The 19,171-nt window shown below is 72.8% G+C and carries 18 protein-coding genes; 10 read left to right on the top strand and 8 right to left on the bottom strand.

The genetic code is table 11. The features are described 5' to 3' along the window. Window positions 1–98 precede the first annotated feature (98 nt). The 6 genes from AB0L75_RS06025 to paaA form a co-directional block, all read right to left on the bottom strand. Window positions 99–1,241: an acyl-CoA dehydrogenase family protein gene (locus AB0L75_RS06025; protein ID WP_365175791.1), complete on the bottom strand. Its 1,143-nt coding sequence runs from the start codon at window positions 1,239–1,241 to the stop codon at window positions 99–101. Window positions 1,242–1,425: 184 nt separating this feature from the next. Beyond that, entirely contained in the window at window positions 1,426–2,490 is a 1,065-nt protein-coding gene (locus AB0L75_RS06020) for a 2Fe-2S iron-sulfur cluster-binding protein (RefSeq protein WP_365175789.1), read from the bottom strand. Then, window positions 2,490–3,059 (bottom strand): 1,2-phenylacetyl-CoA epoxidase subunit PaaD, encoded by a 570-nt coding sequence (paaD, locus tag AB0L75_RS06015; RefSeq protein ID WP_365175787.1) that lies wholly within the window; start codon window positions 3,057–3,059, stop codon window positions 2,490–2,492. Before paaD ends, AB0L75_RS06020 begins: the two co-directional genes overlap by 1 nt. Continuing rightward, window positions 3,053–3,778, bottom strand: coding sequence for a 1,2-phenylacetyl-CoA epoxidase subunit PaaC (gene paaC, locus AB0L75_RS06010; RefSeq protein WP_365175785.1), 726 nt, complete (start codon window positions 3,776–3,778; stop codon window positions 3,053–3,055). The genes paaD and paaC overlap by 7 nt, the downstream gene beginning before the upstream one ends. Then, window positions 3,775–4,062, bottom strand: coding sequence for a 1,2-phenylacetyl-CoA epoxidase subunit PaaB (gene paaB, locus AB0L75_RS06005; RefSeq protein WP_014673816.1), 288 nt, complete (start codon window positions 4,060–4,062; stop codon window positions 3,775–3,777). The genes paaC and paaB overlap by 4 nt, the downstream gene beginning before the upstream one ends. Then, window positions 4,059–5,144 (bottom strand): 1,2-phenylacetyl-CoA epoxidase subunit PaaA, encoded by a 1,086-nt coding sequence (gene paaA / locus AB0L75_RS06000; protein WP_365175782.1) that lies wholly within the window; start codon window positions 5,142–5,144, stop codon window positions 4,059–4,061. The genes paaB and paaA overlap by 4 nt, the downstream gene beginning before the upstream one ends. A gap of 353 nt (window positions 5,145–5,497) precedes the next feature. On the opposite strand from paaA, the gene AB0L75_RS05995 reads away from it, so the two are divergent. The 3 genes from AB0L75_RS05995 to AB0L75_RS05985 are packed head-to-tail and all read left to right on the top strand — an operon-like array spanning window position 5,498 to window position 8,425. Next, complete coding sequence (locus AB0L75_RS05995) at window positions 5,498–6,457, top strand: DUF5819 family protein (RefSeq protein WP_365175780.1); 960 nt, start codon at window positions 5,498–5,500, stop codon at window positions 6,455–6,457. Then, on the top strand, window positions 6,454–7,659 hold the full coding sequence (locus AB0L75_RS05990) for an HTTM domain-containing protein (protein WP_365175778.1): 1,206 nt from the start codon (window positions 6,454–6,456) through the stop codon (window positions 7,657–7,659). Before AB0L75_RS05995 ends, AB0L75_RS05990 begins: the two co-directional genes overlap by 4 nt. 10 nt (window positions 7,660–7,669) lie before the next feature. Then, complete coding sequence (locus AB0L75_RS05985) at window positions 7,670–8,425, top strand: TrmH family RNA methyltransferase (RefSeq protein ID WP_365175776.1); 756 nt, start codon at window positions 7,670–7,672, stop codon at window positions 8,423–8,425. Window positions 8,426–8,435: 10 nt separating this feature from the next. Here the strand turns inward: AB0L75_RS05985 and paaN are convergent, their stop codons facing one another. Beyond that, window positions 8,436–10,127: a phenylacetic acid degradation protein PaaN gene (paaN, locus tag AB0L75_RS05980; protein ID WP_365175774.1), complete on the bottom strand. Its 1,692-nt coding sequence runs from the start codon at window positions 10,125–10,127 to the stop codon at window positions 8,436–8,438. 160 nt (window positions 10,128–10,287) lie between these two features. Between paaN and AB0L75_RS05975 the strand changes: the two genes are divergently transcribed. Next, window positions 10,288–11,805, top strand: coding sequence for a 3-hydroxyacyl-CoA dehydrogenase (locus AB0L75_RS05975; protein WP_365175772.1), 1,518 nt, complete (start codon window positions 10,288–10,290; stop codon window positions 11,803–11,805). Then, on the top strand, window positions 11,802–12,389 hold the full coding sequence (locus AB0L75_RS05970; RefSeq protein WP_365175770.1) for a TetR/AcrR family transcriptional regulator: 588 nt from the start codon (window positions 11,802–11,804) through the stop codon (window positions 12,387–12,389). The genes AB0L75_RS05975 and AB0L75_RS05970 overlap by 4 nt, the downstream gene beginning before the upstream one ends. A 94-nt stretch (window positions 12,390–12,483) precedes the next feature. On the opposite strand, the gene AB0L75_RS05965 is transcribed toward AB0L75_RS05970, so the two are convergent. Further along, on the bottom strand, window positions 12,484–12,969 hold the full coding sequence (locus AB0L75_RS05965) for an Lrp/AsnC family transcriptional regulator (RefSeq protein WP_365176470.1): 486 nt from the start codon (window positions 12,967–12,969) through the stop codon (window positions 12,484–12,486). A 190-nt stretch (window positions 12,970–13,159) separates the two neighbouring features. Here AB0L75_RS05965 and pdhA point away from each other — a divergent pair, with 190 nt between their 5' ends. The 5 genes from pdhA to AB0L75_RS05940 all read left to right on the top strand — a co-directional run bounded on the left by pdhA (window position 13,160) and on the right by AB0L75_RS05940 (window position 19,096). Further along, window positions 13,160–14,314, top strand: a complete 1,155-nt coding sequence (gene pdhA, locus AB0L75_RS05960) for a pyruvate dehydrogenase (acetyl-transferring) E1 component subunit alpha (protein WP_365175768.1) — start codon at window positions 13,160–13,162, stop codon at window positions 14,312–14,314. Further along, entirely contained in the window at window positions 14,311–15,315 is a 1,005-nt protein-coding gene (locus AB0L75_RS05955; protein ID WP_365175766.1) for an alpha-ketoacid dehydrogenase subunit beta, read from the top strand. Before pdhA ends, AB0L75_RS05955 begins: the two co-directional genes overlap by 4 nt. Beyond that, window positions 15,315–16,754 carry a dihydrolipoamide acetyltransferase family protein gene (locus AB0L75_RS05950; RefSeq protein ID WP_365175764.1) on the top strand — a complete coding sequence of 480 codons (1,440 nt, stop codon included), beginning with the start codon at window positions 15,315–15,317 and terminating at the stop codon, window positions 16,752–16,754. The genes AB0L75_RS05955 and AB0L75_RS05950 overlap by 1 nt, the downstream gene beginning before the upstream one ends. 69 nt (window positions 16,755–16,823) lie before the next feature. Continuing rightward, window positions 16,824–17,750 (top strand): NTP transferase domain-containing protein, encoded by a 927-nt coding sequence (locus AB0L75_RS05945; protein ID WP_365175762.1) that lies wholly within the window; start codon window positions 16,824–16,826, stop codon window positions 17,748–17,750. Further along, window positions 17,747–19,096, top strand: coding sequence for a molybdopterin molybdotransferase MoeA (locus tag AB0L75_RS05940; protein ID WP_365175760.1), 1,350 nt, complete (start codon window positions 17,747–17,749; stop codon window positions 19,094–19,096). Before AB0L75_RS05945 ends, AB0L75_RS05940 begins: the two co-directional genes overlap by 4 nt. The last annotated feature ends 75 nt before the right edge of the window (window positions 19,097–19,171 follow it).

Below are 19,171 nucleotides of genomic sequence, written 5' to 3'. Positions count from 1 at the left end.
CGGTCAGCTCGCAGCCCATGCGCTCTTCGGGGCCGCGCGGTCAGCCCGGCAGGTCCTGTAGCCCGCCCGCAGCCCCTGCGCTCTTACGGGCCGCGCGGTCAGCCGAGCGGATGCGCCGCGAGTAGATCCCCGAGCCTCTCCTCGTGCGCCGCCGCCGGGCCGAGCGCCAGCTCCAGATGCTTGGCCCAGGCGTGATACCGGTGCAGTGCGTAGTCGGTGTCGGCGCCGAATCCGCCGTGCAGATGCTGAGCCGTCTGCACCACCCGGCGCACCCCCTCCGCCGCCCAGATCTTCGCCACCGCGACATCCCTCGCGGTGGGCAGCGCCCCCGGCGCACCCGAGGCGATCCGCCACGCCGCCTGCCAGAGGGTGGCCTCCATGGCACGCAGATCGATGTACCGGTCCGCCGCTTGGACGGCCACCGCCTGGAACGTCGCGAGCGGATACCCGAACTGTTCCCGCTTTCCCGTGTACTCGGCGGTCATGCCCAGCACCCGCTCGCCCAGCCCGAGCGCCAGCGCGCAGGTGCCGGTGGCGAGCAGCGCATACAGCCACTCCCAGGCGCCGTCGGCCTCGATGACCTCACCCGCGTCGATCCGCACGGACGTGAGCCGCAGTTCGGCCAGCCGCTCCCCGCTGGTGGACACCTGCTCGGCCAGCACCACCCCGTCCAGCTCACGCGGCACCAGCGCGAGCACGGTCCCCTCGGCGGCCGTCCCCGCCAGGTGCGCCGGTACGACGACGAGGTCCGCGTCGTACGCCCACGGCACCGCCGTCTGCACCCCGTCCAGCACCCAGTCCGCACCGTCCCGCCGTGCGCCGACGGCCAGCCCGGCCGAGTCGTGGCCGCTACGGCCGCTCGCCGCGACCGTCAGCACCAGCTCCCCCCGCCCGGCCCGCGCCAGCAGCCGCCGCGCCAACTCCGGCCCGCCATACGCCTGTACGGCCGCCGCCGCCGCGCTGTGCTCCAGCAGCGGCACCCGTGCGAGCACCTTGGCGGACTCGCGCAGCACCAGGTACAGCGCGATCGCGTCCAGACCGGAACCGCCGTGCGCCTCGTCGAGCAGCAGACTCAGCAGATCCGCCTCGGCCAGCCGGGACCACAGCTCCCGGTCGAAGCCCTCGGCCACGGCGCCCGTGGTGAGCGCCGGGCTGGGCACCGCGTCCGGCGCCACTCCGGCGAACACCCCGCGCGCCGCCTCGGCCGCCGCCCGCTGCTCCTCGGTGAAGGTGAAGTCCACGGCCTGTCCTTCCGGCGAGTCCGGTGAGCTGACGGTGCGTCAAGATAGAACAGGTTCTAGAAGAAGGGAATGGGTCGGGGACTTGGTGTTCTTGGGGGCTCTTCGGGGGCCCTCCCCCTCCCCCTCCCCTCCCCCGTCCCCTCTCCCCACCCCCAACGCCGAGTCGGCCCAGTGCAGGCAGGCCTCAGCGGTCGAAGTCCAGTTCCACCTGCTCCGTCAGTGGATGCGACTGGCAGGCCAGTACGTATCCGGCTTCCGTCTCCTCCGTCTCCAGGGCGAAGTTGCGGTCCATGCGGACCTCGCCGGAGACCAGGAAGGCGCGGCACGTCCCGCAGACTCCGCCCTTGCAGGCGTAGGGCGCGTCGGAGCGGTTGCGCAGGACCGTCTCCAGCAGGGACTCGCCCTCCTGTACCGGCCAGGTGCCGCCGCGTCCGTCGAGCCGAGCGGTGACCGTGCTGTGCGCGGGGGCCTTGGCGGTGGCGGCCGGCGACGAGCCCGCGTCCACGTGGAAGATCTCCTGATGGATGCGGGACCGGTCCACGTCCAGCTCGCGCAGCGCCTCCTCCGCGCCCCGCACCAGTCCGTACGGCCCGCACAGGAACCAGCCCGCGACCCCGTCGACCGGCAGCAGCGCGGGCAGCAGCGCTCTGAGCCGCTCGCGGTCGAGCCGGCCGGACGGCAGGCCCGCCTGCTGCTCCTCGCGGGAGAGGACGGTCACCAGCTGAAACCGCTCGGGATAGCGGTCCTTCAGGTCGGCGACCTCCTCCAGGAACATCGTCGAGGCCGCCGTGCGGTCACTGCGTATCAGACAGAACCGGGCCGCCTGCTCGCGTGCCAGCAGCGTGGAGACGATGGACAACACCGGGGTGATGCCGCTGCCGCCGACGACCGCCGCGTACAGCCCGGGTACCGGCTCCAGGGTGAAGCGGCCGGCCGGGGTCATCACCTCCAGCACATCGCCGACGTTGATCTCCTTCAGCGCGTAGGCGGAGAAGGCCCCGCCCTCCACGAGCCGCACACCCACCCGCAGGGCGTCCGGGCCCGCGCCGGCCGGGTCGGGCGCGGGGGAGCAGATCGAGTACGTGCGCCGGATCTCCGTGCCGTCGACCTGTCTGCGCAGCGCCAGATGCTGGCCGGGTGCGTGCCGGTACTCCTCGCGCAGGTCGGGGGGGACGGTGAAGGTGAGGGCGACGGAGTCGTCGGTGATCCGGTCGACCGCGGCCACCGGGAGCGGGTGGAAGCGCGCCATCACAACTCCTTGAAGTGGTCGAACGGTTCACGGCAGGCGAGGCAACGACGCAGTGCCTTGCACGCGGTGGAGGAGAACCTGCTCAGCAACTCGGTGTCGGCGGAGCCGCAGTGCGGGCAGCGGATGGGTTCGGTGGCTGCGGTCGGCTCGGTGGATGCGGTGGATGCGGTGGATGTGGTGGGGGTCTCGGTCCGGGGTGGGCCGAGGGTCAGCGGGACCGGGCCGGAGGTGCCGCGTACCCGTGGAGGGGCGATGCCGAACTCCTGGAGCTTGCGCCGCCCTTCGGAGCTGATGTCGTCGGTCGTCCAGGCGGGGGTGAGCACCGTGCGGACCGTGACCTCGCGCATGCCGTGGGCGCGCAGTACCCGTTCGATGTCCATGCTCATCGCCTCGATGGCGGGGCAGCCGGTGTAGGTGGGGGTCAGGTCGACCTCGACGGTGTCGCCGCCGTGGAGGTGCACCGCGCGGACCACACCCAGCTCCTGGAGCGTGAGCACCGGCAGCTCGGGATCGGGCACCGAGCCGGCCAGCTCCAGCAGCTCCGCCTCCAGGGCGGTGGCGGTCACCATGTCGCCCCCGGGTGGCTGCGGTGCAGATGCTGCATCTCCGCGAGCATCCGCCCGAACGGCTCGGTGTGCAGGCCCTGCCGGCCGGCGCCGGCCGACCAGGCGCCGGTGCGCGGCCCCTCGGGCAGGGGCAGGGTGGCACGGCCGAGGACGTCCGCGACGGACTCCTGCCAGTGCTGGTCCATGCGGGTCCAGTCGACGTCGAGGCCCTCCACCGGCTGGAACATCTCACCGGTGTACCGCCACAGCGCCTCGCTGGCGTGGTGCATCCGCTCGTGGCTGGTCCGGGTGCCGTCGCCGAGACGGAGGGTCCACTGCTCGGCGTGGTCGCGGTGGTAGGCGACCTCCTTGACCGCCTTCGCGGCGAGGGGAGCGAACGGGCTCTCGCCCGCGGCCAGTTCGGTGTAGAGCAGCTGCTGGTAGGTGGAGAAGTACAGCTGGCGGGCGATCGTATGGGCGAAGTCGCCGTTCGGCTGCTCGACCAGCTGGAGGTTGCGGAAGGCCCGCTCCTCGCGCAGATAGGCCAGTTCGTCCTCGTCGCCGGCCATGGACAGCAGGACCCGGGCCTGGCCGAGCAGGTCGAGGGCGATGTTGGCGAGGGCGACCTCCTCCTCCAGGGCGGGGGCGTGCCCGGCCCACTCCCCCAGCCGGTGGGAGAGCACCAGGGCGTCGTCGCCGAGGGCGAGCGCGGCGGTCACCGGGACGGTGGCGGGGCCGGTCACAGGTGCTTCACCCCTTCCGGGATCTCGTAGAAGGTCGGGTGCCGGTAGGGCTTGTCGGCGGCCGGTTCGAAGAACGGGTCCTTCTCGTCGGGCGAGGACGCGGTGATGGCTGCGGCCGGGACGACCCAGATCGACACGCCTTCGCCGCGGCGGGTGTAGAGGTCGCGGGCGTTGCGCAGGGCCAGCTCCGCGTCGGGGGCGTGCAGGCTGCCGGCGTGGGTGTGGGAGAGGCCGCGCCGGGAGCGCACGAAGACCTCCCACAGGGGCCAGTCGGTGGTGCTCATGCTCGCTCCGCTCCTGTCTCGTTTCCTTGCTCGTTTCCGGTCGCGCGGCCTGTCGCGCGGCTTGTCTCACCGGTGCCACCGGTGCCACCGGTGTCCTCGGGTGTGTGCTTGGCCGCATACGCGGCGGCCGCCTCTCGTACCCAGGCGCCCTCGTCGTGGGCGCGCCTGCGCTGGGTGATCCGCTGTTCGTTGCACGGGCCGTTGCCCTTGAGGACCTCCCAGAACTCCGTCCAGTCGATGGGGCCGAAGTCGTGCTGTCCGCGTTCCTCGTTCCACCGCAGGTCCGGGTCGGGGAGGGTGAGGCCGAGGGACTCGGCCTGGGGGACGCAGATGTCGACGAAGCGCTGGCGCAGCTCGTCGTTGGAGTGGCGCTTGATCTTCCATTCCATCGACTGCGCCGAGTGCTGGGAGGTGTCGTCGGGCGGGCCGAACATCATCAGCGAGGGCCACCACCAGCGGTTCACCGCGTCCTGTGCCATTGCGTGCTGTTCCGGTGTGCCCTTGCTGAGGGCCAGCAGCAGCTCGTAGCCCTGGCGCTGGTGGAAGGACTCCTCCTTGCAGACCCGGATCATCGCGCGGGCGTACGGGCCGTAGGAGCAGCGGCACAGCGGGACCTGGTTGGTGATCGCGGCGCCGTCCACGAGCCAGCCGATGGCGCCGACGTCGGCCCAGGTCAGGGTGGGGTAGTTGAAGATCGAGGAGTATTTCTGGCGGCCGCTGTGGAGCTTGTCGAGCAGTTCCTCGCGGCTGGTGCCGAGGGTCTCGGCCGCGCTGTACAGGTACAGGCCGTGGCCGGCCTCGTCCTGGACCTTGGCCATCAGGATCGCCTTGCGCCGCAGAGAAGGGGCACGGGTGATCCAGTTGGCCTCGGGCTGCATGCCGATGATCTCGGAGTGCGCGTGCTGGGCGATCTGCCGGACCAAGGTCGCGCGGTAGGCGTCGGGCATCCAGTCGCGTGGTTCGATGCGTTCGTCGGCGGCGACGGCCGCGTCGAAGGCGTGCTGGTAGGCCGCCGTGTCGACGGTGTCCGGTGCGCCGTCCGCCGGTGTGCCGGCCGTGCGCTGCGTGGCTGCTGTGGCCATGCGATCCCCCTGACCTCGGGCTCTTGGGTGAAACCGTCCCGACCGATCGTTCGGTTCGTGCGCATCAATGGTGTGCCGGGGCGCGGTGGGGTGTCAACCGCTGTGGAAAACTCGGCGGGCAGCCTGTGGACAACGGGCAGGAGGGCGATCGCGACCCGTTCCGGTGCCGTACCGCGTGGCGAGGACCACGGCCGTCGCCCGTACCCGGGGCTGCGCCCGGTGGCCGGGGCTGAGTACCGTTCCGTGGGACGCCGAGAAGTGGCGTGCGTGAAGCGTGGGGCGCTCGTGGCGGCGCCGCATCACTGAGCTGACACCTAGCCGAATGAATGAGCCGAAACGGGGGACGGGGCGGAATGGACGCGTACGACGAGGACTCGGGGGCCCGGCCCGGCCCCGGCGGGTCGGCCGGGGCGCGTCTCCCGGAGACTCCCCCGGCCACCGCGGACGCCTCGGCCAAGGCGTCCGAGTCAGGGTCGGAGTCGGAGTCGGGATCCGAGTCGGGATCCGAGTCGGGATCGGAGTCGGGATCCGGATCGCGCGGGTCTGCCCGGGCGGTCACGGCAGCGGAGCCCACCGCCCCGGTGCGGCCCCCGGTCCCCGGCGCCCTTGCGTCCGGCGGCCCCGTCCCCGGCGCCTCTGGTGCCTCGGCGCCGCCCCACGCGCCCCGTGCCGGCGTGGCCGCCCTCTCCCCCCGCTACCAGGTCGTCGCGGCGCTGGCGCTCGCGGTGGTCGGTGTCGCCGCCTGTGTGCATCTGCTGATGGTCTTCCTCAGCCTGGCTCCCGCGAACACGGTGACCAAGCAGCACGGCAAGGCGGTCGAGGAGTGGGTGTACCCGGAGTTCGAACAGAACTGGAAGCTGTTCGCGCCGAACCCGCTGCAGCAGAACATCGCCGTCCAGGTACGTGCCGTGGTGCGGGTGAAGGACGGCGGACTGCGCACCACCGGGTGGACCGACCTCTCCGCCCAGGACGGTGCCGCGATCGACGGCAACCTGGTGCCGAGCCACACCCAGCAGAACGAGCTGCGCCGCGCCTGGGACTTCTTCGTCGCCACGCACGGCGCCGACAACCGTGCCGTGGGCATGCGCGGGTCCCTCTCCGAGCAGTACCTGCGCCGGATCGTGGTGATGCGGCTGTACCGGACCTATCCGGCCGACCGGGAAGGCGTCATCCAGCACGTGCAGATCCGTTCCAGCACCACCAATGTGCAGCCGCCCTCGTGGAGCCGTGAGCGCGTGTCCGACAAGCCCGTCTACCGCGTGCTGCCCTGGTGGACCGTGACGGCCGAAGAGGCAGCGGGAGGTGTGCGGTGAACCGGATCTCCCTGATCCTCTCGCGCGGTATCGCCCGGGCCACCGGTGCGGCTCTCGGGCCGTATCAGAGCGCCGTGGTCCGCATCGGGTTCGCCGGGACCTGGCTGCTGTTCCTGCTGCGCGAGTTCCCCCACCGCCAGGAGCTGTACGGCCCGGCCGGACCCTGGGGCTGGAACCTCGCCAAGGAGCTGACCGCCGACAACCACGCGTTCACGGCTCTGCTGTGGTCCGGCGGACAGGCGTGGTTCGAGTGCTTCTACCTGCTGGCCATCGCCGCCAGCGCGGCGCTGCTGCTCGGCTGGCGGACCCGGACCGCGTCCGTGCTGTTCATGGTGGGCGTGCTGTCACTGCAGAACCGCAGCGTCTTCGTCGGCGACGGCGGCGACAACGTCCTGCACCTGATGTCCGTCTATCTCGTGTTCACGCGCTGCGGACAGGTGTGGTCCCTGGACGCGCGGCGGGCGGCACGCGCCGAAGCGGCACGCGCGCGTGGGGAGCGGGTCCCCGCCGACCGGGTGGGACCGGCCCTGTGGGCGGTCCTCGGCCTGGCGCTGCTCATGGCGACGTTCACCGGCCGGTTCGACAACGGCTGGCTGATCCCCGCGCTGCTGTGGACCGCCTGGGCGGCGCTCGGCCTGTGGTGGGCCGTCGGCCGCTGGGCGACGTCGCCGGAGCCGCGGATCCTGCTGGACGTTATCGCCAACGTCCTGCACAACAGCGCCCTGCTCGTGATCATGGCGGAGGCCTGTCTGATCTATGCGACGGCCGGCTGGTACAAGATCCAGGGCTCGCGCTGGCAGGACGGCACCGCCGTCTACTACCCGCTGCACCTGGACTACTTCTCGCCCTGGCCCGGGCTCGCGGACCTGATGTCCTCCAGCGGCACGATCATGATGATCGTGGCCTACGGGACGGTCATGGTGCAGGTCGCCTTCCCGTTCACCCTGTTCAACCGGCGGGTCAAGAACGTCCTGCTGGTGCTGATGATGATCGAGCACTCGGTGATCGCGGTCGTGCTCGGGCTGCCGTTCTTCTCGCTGGCGATGATCACCGCGGACGCGGTCTTCCTGCCGACGTCGTTCCTGCGCCGGCTGGGCGCGCTGGTGGCACGCGCGCGTGGGCGGACCGTCCGGCGCGGTGGCGTCACCGCCGCGGTGCCCGCGCCGCGCTCCTCGGCGGAGAGCCCGCAGGGGGCCGCGTAGGGTTCACGGCATGACCGACCCGCTGACCCGCTGGCGTGCGCACGCCGAGGACGCCGTGCTGCTCGACGGCTTCCACGCCCTCAAGCACGCACTGCGTTTCGCAGCCGAGGTCCCGGTGGCGGTCACCACCGACCGCGGGGCCGCGCTCGCCCTCGCCGAGGAGCTGGCCGGGGACGTACGGGAGACGCTGGACGCGCTGCTCACACAGGTGTCCGCGGAGGCGTACGCCTCCCTCGTCCCGCGGCCCCATCCGACCGGTGTGGCCGCGCTGGCCGTGCGGCCGTCGCGCGCGGCCAACCTGGACAGGCTCGCCCGCACCCCGCGCACCGCGCCCGTCGTGGTCCTGGACAACCCCCGCAACCTGGGCAACGCCGGTGCGGTGATCCGGCTGGCCGCCGGCTTCGGGGCGACCGGCGTGGTCACCACAGGCACGCTCGACCCCTGGCATCCCACGGTGGTCCGGGGCGGCGCCGGTCTGCACTTCGCGACGGCCGTGGAACGCCTCGGCGTCGACGAGCTGCCCGCCGGACCGCTGTTCGCCCTCGACCCGGAGGGCGAGGACATCCGGGGGACCGAGCTGCCCGACGACGCCGTCCTGGCGTTCGGCTCGGAACGCAGCGGGCTGTCGGCCGAGCTGCGCGCGCGTGCCGACCACCTGCTGGCCCTGCCGATGCGCCCCCAGGTCTCCAGCTACAACCTCGCCACCAGCGTGGCGATGACGCTGTACCACTGGAGCGCGACCGGGGGCGCGGCCGGCGCTTGCTGAACGTCCCTTCCTACGCCTCCCGGCGGACCTCGACCACCCGGAACCGGTTGGCCACGAACGCGCCGTCGGTGAGGGCCGCGTTGGCCGCCGGGTTGCCGCCCGAGCCGTGGAAGTCGGAGAAGGCGGCGGTCTGGTTCACATACACCCCGCCGGTCAGGTTGAGCGACAGCTGGGCCGACTCCTCCAGGCACGCCTCCTCGATGGCCTGCTCGACCTCGGGGTCGGTGGTGTAGGCGCCGACCGTCATCGCGCCCTTGTCACGGACCGTGCGGCGCAGCAGCTCCACCGCGTCGGCCGCCGAGTCGACGGCGACGGCGAAGGAGACGGGGCCGAAGCACTCGCTCATGTAGGCGGCCTCGTCGTCCGGCTTGGCGCCGTCCAGCTTGACGATGACCGGGGTGCGCACGACGGCGCCCGGGAAGTCGGGGTTGCTGATCTCCCGTGAGGCGAGGGCGACTTCGCCGAGGCCCGCGGCGGCCTCCAGGCGGGCCTTGACGTCAGGGTTGACGATCGCGCCCAGCAGGGCGTTCGCGCGCGCGTCGTCGCCGAGGAGGCCGTCGACCGCGCGGGCGAGGTCGGCGGTGACCTCGTCGAAGGTCTTGGGGCCTTCGTCGGTGCGGATACCGTCCCGGGGGATGAGCAGGTTCTGCGGGGTGGTGCACATCTGGCCGCTGTACAGGGACAGCGAGAACGCCAGGTTCGACAGCATGCCCTTGTAGTCGTCGGTGGAGTGCACGATCACCGTGTTGACGCCGGCCTTCTCCGTGTAGACCTGCGCCTGGCGGGCGTTGGCCTCCAGCCAGTCACCGAAGGACGTCGACCCGGTGTAGTCGATGATCCGGATCTCGGGGCGCGTCGCGAGGGCCTTGGCGATGCCCTCGCCGGGGCGCTCGGCGGCCAGCGCCACCAGGTTCGGGTCGAAACCCGCCTCGGTGAGCACCTGGCGCGCGATCTGCACGGTGAGCGCGAGCGGCAGCACCGCGCGCGGGTGCGGCTTGACCAGGACCGCGTTGCCGGTCGCCAGAGAGGCGAACAGGCCCGGGTAGCCGTTCCAGGTCGGGAAGGTGTTGCAGCCGATGAGCAGGGCGAGGCCGCGCGGGACCGCCGTGAACCGCTTGGTGAGGGCCAGCGGGTCGCGCTTGCCCTGCGGCTTGGTCCACTCGGCCGTCTCGGGCGTGCGGACCTGCTCCGCGTACGCGTACGCCACCGCCTCCAGGCCGCGGTCCTGGGCGTGCGGGCCGCCCGCCTGGAACGCCATCATGAATGCCTGCCCGCTGGTGTGCATGACCGCGTGCGCGAACTCGTGCGTCCGGTCGCTGATCCGCTTGAGGATCTCCACGCACACCACCGCCCGCAGCTCCGCGCCCGCGTCCCGCCAGGCCCGCTGCCCGGCCTTCATCGCGGGGATCAGCGCATCCGCGTCCGCGTGCGGGTAGGAGACACCCAGTTCGATGCCGTACGGCGAGACCTCGCCGCCCACCCAGTCGTCCGTACCGGGCTGGCCGAGGTCGAGCCGGGTGTTCAGCACGGCGTCGAAGGCGGCCTTGCCCGCCGCCGCGTCCAGGCTGCCGCTCTCGCCGTAGGCCTTCGGGTGCTCGGGGTGCGGGGACCAGTACGCGCGCGTGCGGATCGCTTCCAGTGCCTGGTCCAGGGTGGGCCGGTGCTTCGCGATCAGATCGTGGGCGGTCAGTTCGGCGGCCATGCGGGACCAACTCCTCGTCTGGAGAACTCGTCGTCGAGTTCATTGACCTGGCGGAAAGAGCAGCGGGATCGGGCAGTCAGAGCTAGAGTAACCGAACGATCGGTCGGGACAAGGGGGCCTGCCGCATCTGTGGAAAACGTCGTGCGGGAGGATCGCGCACATGACAGCACTCGACCTCAGCAGCCCCGTGGCCGTCGTCGGCACCGGCACCATGGGCCAGGGCATCGCCCAGGTCGCGCTGGTCGCCGGCCACCCCGTGCGGCTGTACGACGCCGCCGCCGGGCGTGCCCGGGACGCGGCAGCGGCGATCGGCGCCCGCCTCGACCGGCTCGTGGAGAAGGGCAGGCTCGGCGCCGCCGACCGGGACGCCGCCCGCGCCCGCCTCGAACCCGTGGAGAGCCTGGCCGGGCTGGCGGACTGCGGGCTGGTCGTCGAGGCCGTCCTGGAGCGGCTGGACGTCAAGCAACAGCTCTTCGGCGAGCTGGAGGAGATCGTCGCCGAGGACTGCCTGCTCGCCACCAACACCTCCTCGCTGTCGGTGACGGCCATCGCCGGTGCCCTGCGCCACCCCGGCCGTTTCGTGGGCCTGCATTTCTTCAATCCGGCGCCGCTGCTGCCGCTGGTCGAGGTCGTCTCCGGGTTCGCCACCGACGTCACATCGGCCACGCGCGCGTACGAAACCGCCCGCGCCTGGGGCAAGACCCCGGTGGCCTGCGCCGACACCCCGGGATTCATCGTCAACCGGATCGCCCGGCCGTTCTACGCCGAGGCGTTCGCGGTCTACGAGGCCCAGGCCGCCGACCCGGCCACGATCGACGCGGTCCTGCGCGAGTGCGGCGGCTTCAAGATGGGCGCCTTCGAGCTGACCGACCTGATCGGGCAGGACGTCAACGAGTCGGTGACGCACTCCGTGTGGCAGTCCTTCTTCCAGGACGTGCGCTTCACCCCCTCCCTGGCCCAGCGCCGGCTGGTGGAGTCCGGCCGCCTCGGCCGCAAGACCGGCCACGGCTGGTACGACCACTCCGAAGGCGCCGAGCGGCCCGAACCGCACACCGCCGACAAGGAGCAGCCGCCCGCGTACGTCGTCGCCGAAGGCGGCCTCGGCCCCGCGGCCGAGCTGCTCGCCCTGATCCGCGAGGCGGGCATCCAGGTCCGCGAGGAGGACGAGGACAACGGCACCCGCCTGGTGCTGCCCAGCGGCGGTCAGCTGGTCCTCGCCGACGGGCAGACCTGCGTGGAGTTCCGTGACGTCGTCCACTTCGACCTCGCCTCGAACTACCGCACGGCCACCCGTGTCGCCCTGTCCGCCTGCCAGGACACCTCGCCGAGGACCCTCGCCGAGGCCACCGGCCTGTTCCAGGCCCTCGGCAAGGACGTCAGCGTCATCGGCGACGCCCCCGGCATGATCGTCGCGCGCACGGTCGCCCGGATCATCGACCTCGCCCATGACGCCGTCGCCAAGGGCGTCGCCACCGAGGAGGACATCGACACGGCCATGCGCCTCGGTGTGAACTACCCGCTCGGCCCGTTCGAGTGGGACCGCAGGCTCGGCCGCGAGTTCGCCTTCGACGTCCTGGACGAGATGCACGAGCGCGACCCCTCCGGTCGCTACGCGCCCTCCCTCGCGCTCTACCGCCATGCGTACGCCGTCGCCGACAAGCGGGAGGGCACCTCATGACCACGGCCAAGCGCGACACGTACACGCCCGAGACGCTGCTCTCCGTGGCCGTCCGGGTCTTCAATGATCGCGGCTACGACGGCACCTCCATGGAGCACCTGTCCAAGGCGGCCGGCATCTCCAAATCGTCGATCTACCACCACGTCAGCGGCAAGGAGGAGCTGCTGCGCCGGGCCGTCAGCCGCGCCCTGGACGGGCTGTTCGCGATCCTGGACGAGGAGCACGCGCGCGTGGGGCGGCCTGTGGACCAGCTGGAGCACGTCGTACGGCGGATGGTAGAGGTGCTCATACGCGAGCTGCCCTATGTGACGCTGCTGCTGCGGGTGCGCGGCAACACCGAGACCGAGCGGTGGGCGCTGGAGCGGCGGCGCGACTTCGACCACCGGGTCGCGGAACTGCTGAAGGCCGCGGCCGCCGACGGCGACGTCCGCGGCGACGTGGAGGTCCGCCTGGCCACCCGGCTGGTCTTCGGGATGATCAACTCGATCGTGGAGTGGTACCGGCCGGACTCGCGGGGCGCCGGCGAACGCGAGGTGGCCGACGCGGTGGTCCGGCTGGTCTTCGCGGGCCTGCGCCGGGACTGACGTCAGGTCTCCGCCGCGCCACGGGTGCCGCCTGGGGCGCACCCTTGATCACGCTTGGCGCGCTTCCTTGGTCACGCCTGCGGCGGACTTTCGATCACGTCTCCGGCTCCAGGTCCTCCTCCTCGAACACCAGCAGCGTGCGGGTGCTGAGCACCTCGGGGATCGCCTGGAGCCGGGTGAGCACCAGCTCGCGCAGCGCCCGGTTGTCGGGCGTGTGCACCAGCAGCAGCACGTCGAAGTCGCCGCCCACGAGCGCGATATGGGAGGCGCCGGGCAGCTGCCGGAGCTGCTCGCGGACTGTGCGCCAGGTGTTCTGGACGATCTTCAGGGTGACGTACGCCGATGTGCCGTGCCCCGCCCGCTCATGGTCCACGCGCGCGCTGAAGCCGCGGATGACGCCGTCCTCGACGAGCCGGTTGATGCGCGCGTAGGCGTTGGCACGCGAGACATGGACGCGTTCGGCGACGGACCGTATCGAGGCGCGGCCGTCCGCCTGCAGGATCTTCAGGATGTCCTGATCGATCGCGTCCAGCGGTCGCGGCGGTGGCAGCACGGGGCCGTCGTGCGGTCCGTCGGCCATTTGTTCAGCTGACATTGCCCCCCACTCCCTCGCCGTGGACGTCCTGCGTTCATTCCAGGCTGTGGAGAACCGTTTGTCCACAGCCTGGAGGGGCCTGTAGCCAAAATGTGCCGACGACCGAACAATCGGTTGGTGAGGCGCCTCACAGCCGACGCGCCTCCCGTAGCCGCTCCCACGAGGAGGTGCCGTCATGACGGTCATGGAGCAGCGGGGCGCGTACCGGCCATCGCCGCCGCCCGCCTGGCAGCCCCGTATGGACCCCGCGCCGCTGCTGCCCGACGCCGAGCCCTATCGCGTCCTCGGCACCGAGGCGGCCGCCAAGGCCGACCCGGACCTGCTGCGCCGGCTCTACGCCCAGCTGGTGCGCGGCCGCCGCTACAACACGCAGGCCACCGCGCTCACCAAGCAGGGCCGCCTCGCGGTGTACCCCTCCAGCACCGGTCAGGAAGCCTGCGAGGTCGCCGCCGCCCTGGCCCTGGAGGAACGCGACTGGCTCTTCCCCAGCTACCGCGACACCCTCGCCGTCGTCGCCCGCGGCGTGGACCCCGTCGAGGCCCTCACCCTGCTGCGCGGCGACTGGCACAACGGCTACGACCCGCACACCCACCGGGTCGCCCCCCTCTCCACCCCGCTCGCCACCCAGCTGCCGCACGCCGTCGGCCTCGCGCACGCCGCCCGCCTCAAGGGCGACGACGTGGTCGCGCTCGCCCTGGTCGGCGACGGCGGCACCAGCGAGGGCGACTTCCACGAGGCGCTGAACTTCGCCGCCGTCTGGCAGGCGCCGGTCGTCTTCCTCGTGCAGAACAACGGCTTCGCGATCTCCGTCCCGCTCGCCAAGCAGACCGCCGCGCCCTCCCTGGCCCACAAGGCCGTCGGATACGGCATGCCGGGCCGGCTCGTCGACGGCAACGACGCGGCGGCCGTGCACGAGGTCCTCAGCGACGCCGTACGGCACGCACGCGCGGGCGGCGGCCCCACCCTGGTGGAGGCGGTGACGTACCGCATCGAAGCCCACACCAACGCCGACGACGCCACCCGCTACCGCGGCGACGCCGAGGTCGAGGCCTGGCGTGCCCACGACCCGATCGAGCTGCTGGAGCGGGAGCTGACCGCCCGCGGGCTGCTCGACGAGGCCGGCATGGACGCCGCCCGGCAGGACGCCGAGAAGATGGCAGCTGACCTGCGTGACGGCATGAACCGCGACCCCGAACTCGACCCCATGGCCCTCTTCGACCACGTCTACGCCAAGACCACCGCCCAACTGCGCGAACAGCGCGCCCTGCTCAGGGCCGAGCTGGAAGCCGAGCAGGAGCAGCACGACGAGCAGGAAGGCGGCGTCCGATGACCACCGTCGCCGTCAAGCCGGCCACCATGGCGCAGGCCCTCACGCGCGCGCTGCGCGACGCGATGGCCGCCGACCCCGCCGTGCACGTCATGGGCGAGGACGTCGGCACGCTCGGCGGTGTCTTCCGGGTCACCGACGGCCTCACCAAGGAGTTCGGCGAGGACCGCTGCACCGACACCCCGCTCGCCGAGGCCGGCATCCTCGGCGCCGCCGTGGGCATGGCCATGTACGGCCTGCGCCCGGTGGTGGAGATGCAGTTCGACGCCTTCGCCTACCCGGCGTTCGAGCAGCTCATCAGCCATGTCTCCCGGATGCGCAACCGCACGCGCGGCAGGATGCCCCTGCCGATCACCGTCCGCGTCCCCTACGGCGGCGGCATCGGCGGCGTGGAGCACCACAGCGACTCCTCCGAGGCCTACTACATGGCCACGCCGGGACTGCACGTCGTCGCGCCCGCGACCGTCGCCGACGCCTATGGCCTGCTGCGCCAGGCCATCGCCTCCGACGACCCGGTCGTCTTCCTGGAGCCCAAGCGGCTGTACTGGTCGAAGGACACCTGGAACCCCGAGCACCCCACGGACGTCGAGCCCATCGGCCGGGCGGTCGTCCGGCGCCCCGGCCGCAGCGCCACGCTCATCACCTACGGCCCCTCCCTGCCGGTCTGTCTGGAGGCCGCCGAGGCCGCGCAGGCCGAGGGCTGGGACCTGGAAGTGGTCGACCTGCGCTCGCTGGTGCCGTTCGACGACGAGACGGTCTGCGCGTCCGTGCGGCGCACCGGACGCGCGGTCGTCGTCCACGAGTCCACCGGGTTCGGCGGACCGGGCGGCGAGATCGCGGCCCGGATCACCGAGCGCTGCTTCCACCACCTGGAGGCGCCGGTGCTGCGCGTGGCCGGCTTCGACATCCCCTACCCGCCGCCCATGCTGGAGCGGCACCATCTGCCCGGCGTGGACCGCATCCTGGACGCCGTGGCGCGGCTGCAGTGGGAGGCCGAGGGCTGATGGCACAGGTGCTGGAGTTCAAGCTCCCCGACCTCGGCGAGGGACTCACCGAGGCGGAGATCGTGCGCTGGCTGGTCCAGGTCGGTGACGTCGTCGCAGTGGACCAGCCGGTCGTCGAGGTCGAGACGGCCAAGGCGATGGTCGAGGTGCCCTGCCCCTACGGCGGCGTGATCACCGCCCGCTTCGGCGAGGAGGGCACCGAACTGCCGGTCGGCGCACCGCTGCTGACCGTCGCGGTGGGCCCCGCGGCCCCCGGCGGCGAAGCCGAGGGATCGGGCAACGTCCTGGTCGGATACGGCACCTCGGAAGCCCCCACGCGGCGCCGAAGGGTACGGCCGACGCCCATGGCGGCCCGCGGTGCGAACGCCGGGAGCGGCGAAGACCGCACACCCGCCGTGAGCGCACCGTCCGCAATGCGGCGGACCGGGCAGCCGGGCGCGGCTGCGGTGTCAGCCGAAGCGCCGCGGGCCGCGGACTCCCTCGCCACGGCCCACGCGCCCGTGACCGCGCTCCACGCCGAAGGCCCCGTGCCCGTGATCTCCCCGCTGGTGCGCAAGCTCGCCCGCGAGGGCGGCGTGAACCTGCGGCAGCTGGCGGGCTCGGGCCCGGACGGATTGATCCTGCGCGCGGACGTCGAGGACGTACTGCGGGCCAGGACGGCCCAGGACAGCCGTACGGCCGGGGTGCCCGCCCCGGCGGCCTCCGCGATGGCGTCCCCGCCCGCCCCCACCTCCTCGGCCGCGCGCGCCGCCGGCCTCCGCGTCCCCCTCAAGGGGGTGCGCGGCGCGGTCGCCGACAAGCTCTCCCGCAGCCGCCGGGAGATCCCGGACGCCACCTGCTGGGTCGACGCCGACGCGACCGGACTCATGCGCGCGCGTGCCGCCATGAACGCCGCCGGAGGGCCGAAGATCTCCCTCCTCGCCCTCCTCGCCCGCATCTGCACGGCCGCGCTCGCCCGGTTCCCGGAGCTGAACTCGTACGTCGACGCCGAGGCCCGCGAGGTCGTCCAGCTCGACCATGTCCACCTCGGGTTCGCCGCGCAGACCGAACGCGGGCTCGTCGTGCCGGTCGTCCGGGACGCCCACGCGCGTGACGCCGAGTCGCTGACCGCCGAGTTCGCCCGGCTCACCGAGGCCGCCCGCACCGGGACGCTGACGCCCGGGGAACTCACCGGCGGGACCTTCACGTTGAACAACTACGGGGTCTTCGGTGTCGACGGCTCCACCCCGATCATCAACCACCCTGAGGCCGCCATGCTCGGCGTCGGCCGGATCGTCCCCAAACCCTGGGTGCACGAGGGCGAGCTGGCGGTGCGCCAGGTCGTCCAGCTCTCGCTCACCTTCGACCACCGGGTGTGCGACGGCGGCACGGCCGGCGGCTTCCTGCGGTACGTGGCGGACTGCGTGGAACAGCCCGCGGTGCTCCTGCGCACGCTGTGACGCACGCGGGGCCCGCAAGCAGGGCCCCGCGGACGGATACAAGCGGGCCCCTCGGGACATACTCGGGGGATGACCGACAACGCCCCCGTGGCCCCCGGGACGCCCGTGCCGTACGACGCCGTCGTGCTGGCAGGCGGCGGCGCCCGGCGGCTCGGCGGCGCCGACAAGCCCGGACTGCGGGTCGGGGGCCGGGCGCTCATCGACCGGGTGCTCGCGGCCTGCGCGGACGCCGGGACGACCGTCGTGGTGGCCGACCGGCGCCCCACCGCGCGGCCGGTGTGCTGGGCGCGCGAGGAGCCGCCCGGCGCCGGACCGGTCGCCGCACTGGAGGCCGGCCTGCGGCTCACCACCGCCGAGCACACCGTCGTCCTCTCCGCCGACCTGCCCTTTCTCCAGCCGGCCACACTCCAGCGCCTGTTGTCCGCCCTCGGCGAGACCGGAGCGGACGGCGCGTTGCTCGCCGACGCCGACGGCCGCGATCAGCCGCTCGTGGCCGCGTACCGCACCGCCGCGCTCCGCCGCGAGCTGGCCGCCCTCGCCGCCGGGCCGGACGGCCTGGTCGGACTGCCCCTGCGCCGGCTGACCGGCGCCCTCCGCCTCACCCGCGTCCCGGACCCGCTCGCGTCCTTCGACTGCGACACCTGGGAGGACCTCGTCAACGCCAGGGCACGCATCAGGGAGCATGGGCACGTGTTGGATGAATGGATCTCCGCAGTCAAGAACGAGCTGGGCATCGACCTGGACGTCGACACCGGCGCCCTGCTCGACCTGGCCCGTGACGCCGCGCACTCGGTGGCCCGGCCCGCCGCCCCGCTGACCACCTTCCTCGTCGGCTATGCCGCGGCCCAGGGCAAGGGAGGACCCGAGGCGGTCGCCGAGGCCGCCCGCAAGGCGGCCGCGCTCGCACTGCGCTGGGAGGAAGAGAGCAACGGAGGCGGGAAAGAGAGCAGCGGCGGCGGGAACAGCGGGGGCCCGAGCGCCCCGGACGCCGGATGACCGCCCCCGGAACCCCGGCCGGAGCGCCCGCCGCGGACCGCGACGACCTCGATGTCGAGGAGGCCCTGGCCCTCGTGCGAGACGCCAAGGACGACCACGCGGGCCAGGTGCCCCCACCGACGCCCGAAGCACATGGCCAGGAGCACCGGGCCACCCCATGGCACCAGGCCCGCGAGATCGCCGCCCGCGCCGCCCGCGCCCGCGTCCGCCGCGCCCCCGTCACCGTGCCGCTCGGCGACGCCCTCGGCCTCGTCCTGGCCGCCCCGCTCGAAGCGCTCACCGACCTGCCCTCCTTCGACACCTCCGCGATGGACGGCTGGGCGGTCGCCGGGCCCGGCCCCTGGGACGTACGGGACGAGGGCGTGCTCGCCGGGCACGCCCAGCCGGAGCCGCTCACCGACGGCGAGGCGGTCCGTATCGCCACCGGCGCCCGCATCCCCGCCGACACCACCGCCGTGCTGCGCAGCGAGCACGGCCGCACCGACACACAGGGCCGGCTGCACGCCACCCGGGAGCTGGCACACGGCCAGGACATCCGTCCGCGCGCCCAGGAGTGCCGCAGCGGTGACCAGTTGCTGCCCATCGGCACCGTGGTCACCCCCGCCGTTCTGGGACTCGCCGCGGCGGCCGGATACGACACCGTCATCGCCGTACCGCGTCCGCGTGCGGAAGTCCTCGTCCTCGGCGACGAGTTGCTGAACGAGGGCCTGCCGCGCGACGGGCTGATCCGGGACGCGCTCGGCCCCATGCTGCCGCCCTGGCTGCGCGCGCTCGGCGCCGAGGTCATCGCGGTGCGCCGGATCGGCGACGACGCCGAGGCCCTGCACAAGGCCGTCACCGGCTCGGAAGCCGACCTCGTCGTCACCACCGGCGGCACCGCGGGCGGACCCGTCGACCACGTCCATCCCACCCTGGAACGCATCGGCGCCGAACTCCTCGTCGACGGCGTCAAGGTGCGCCCCGGCCACCCCATGCTGCTGGCCCGCACCAAGGATGCCCAGCACCTCGTCGGCCTGCCCGGCAACCCCCTCGCGGCCGTCTCCGGCCTGCTCACGCTCGCCGAGCCGCTGCTGCGCACCCTGGCCGCCCACCCGGCGCCCGAGCCGTACACCCTGCCGCTCAAGGAGGCGGTCGAGGGGCACCCGTACGACACCCGGCTCGTTCCGGTGGTGCTGCGCGGTGACCGTGCCGCGCCGCTGCACTACAACGGTCCGGCCATGCTCCGCGGCATCGCCGCCGCCGACGCGCTGGCCGTCGTACCGCCCGGCGGGGCCCGGCAGGGTGAGGAGGCGGAACTCCTCGACCTGCCGTGGGCGACCGCCGGTATCGGGGTGTGTTTCACGTGAAACGTCCGGGCCCCCGCGCGTGCTGCTCCTGATGTGCGGGCGCGTCCGGGAGCGAGCGGGTCCGGCCCGAAGACG

Origin of the sequence: Streptomyces sp. NPDC052101 (assembly GCF_040680235.1) — a bacterium.
GTDB lineage: Bacteria > Actinomycetota > Actinomycetes > Streptomycetales > Streptomycetaceae > Streptomyces.
Note: the sequence above shows the minus strand (reverse complement) of the source record. Positions and strands in the feature narration are given on the sequence as shown.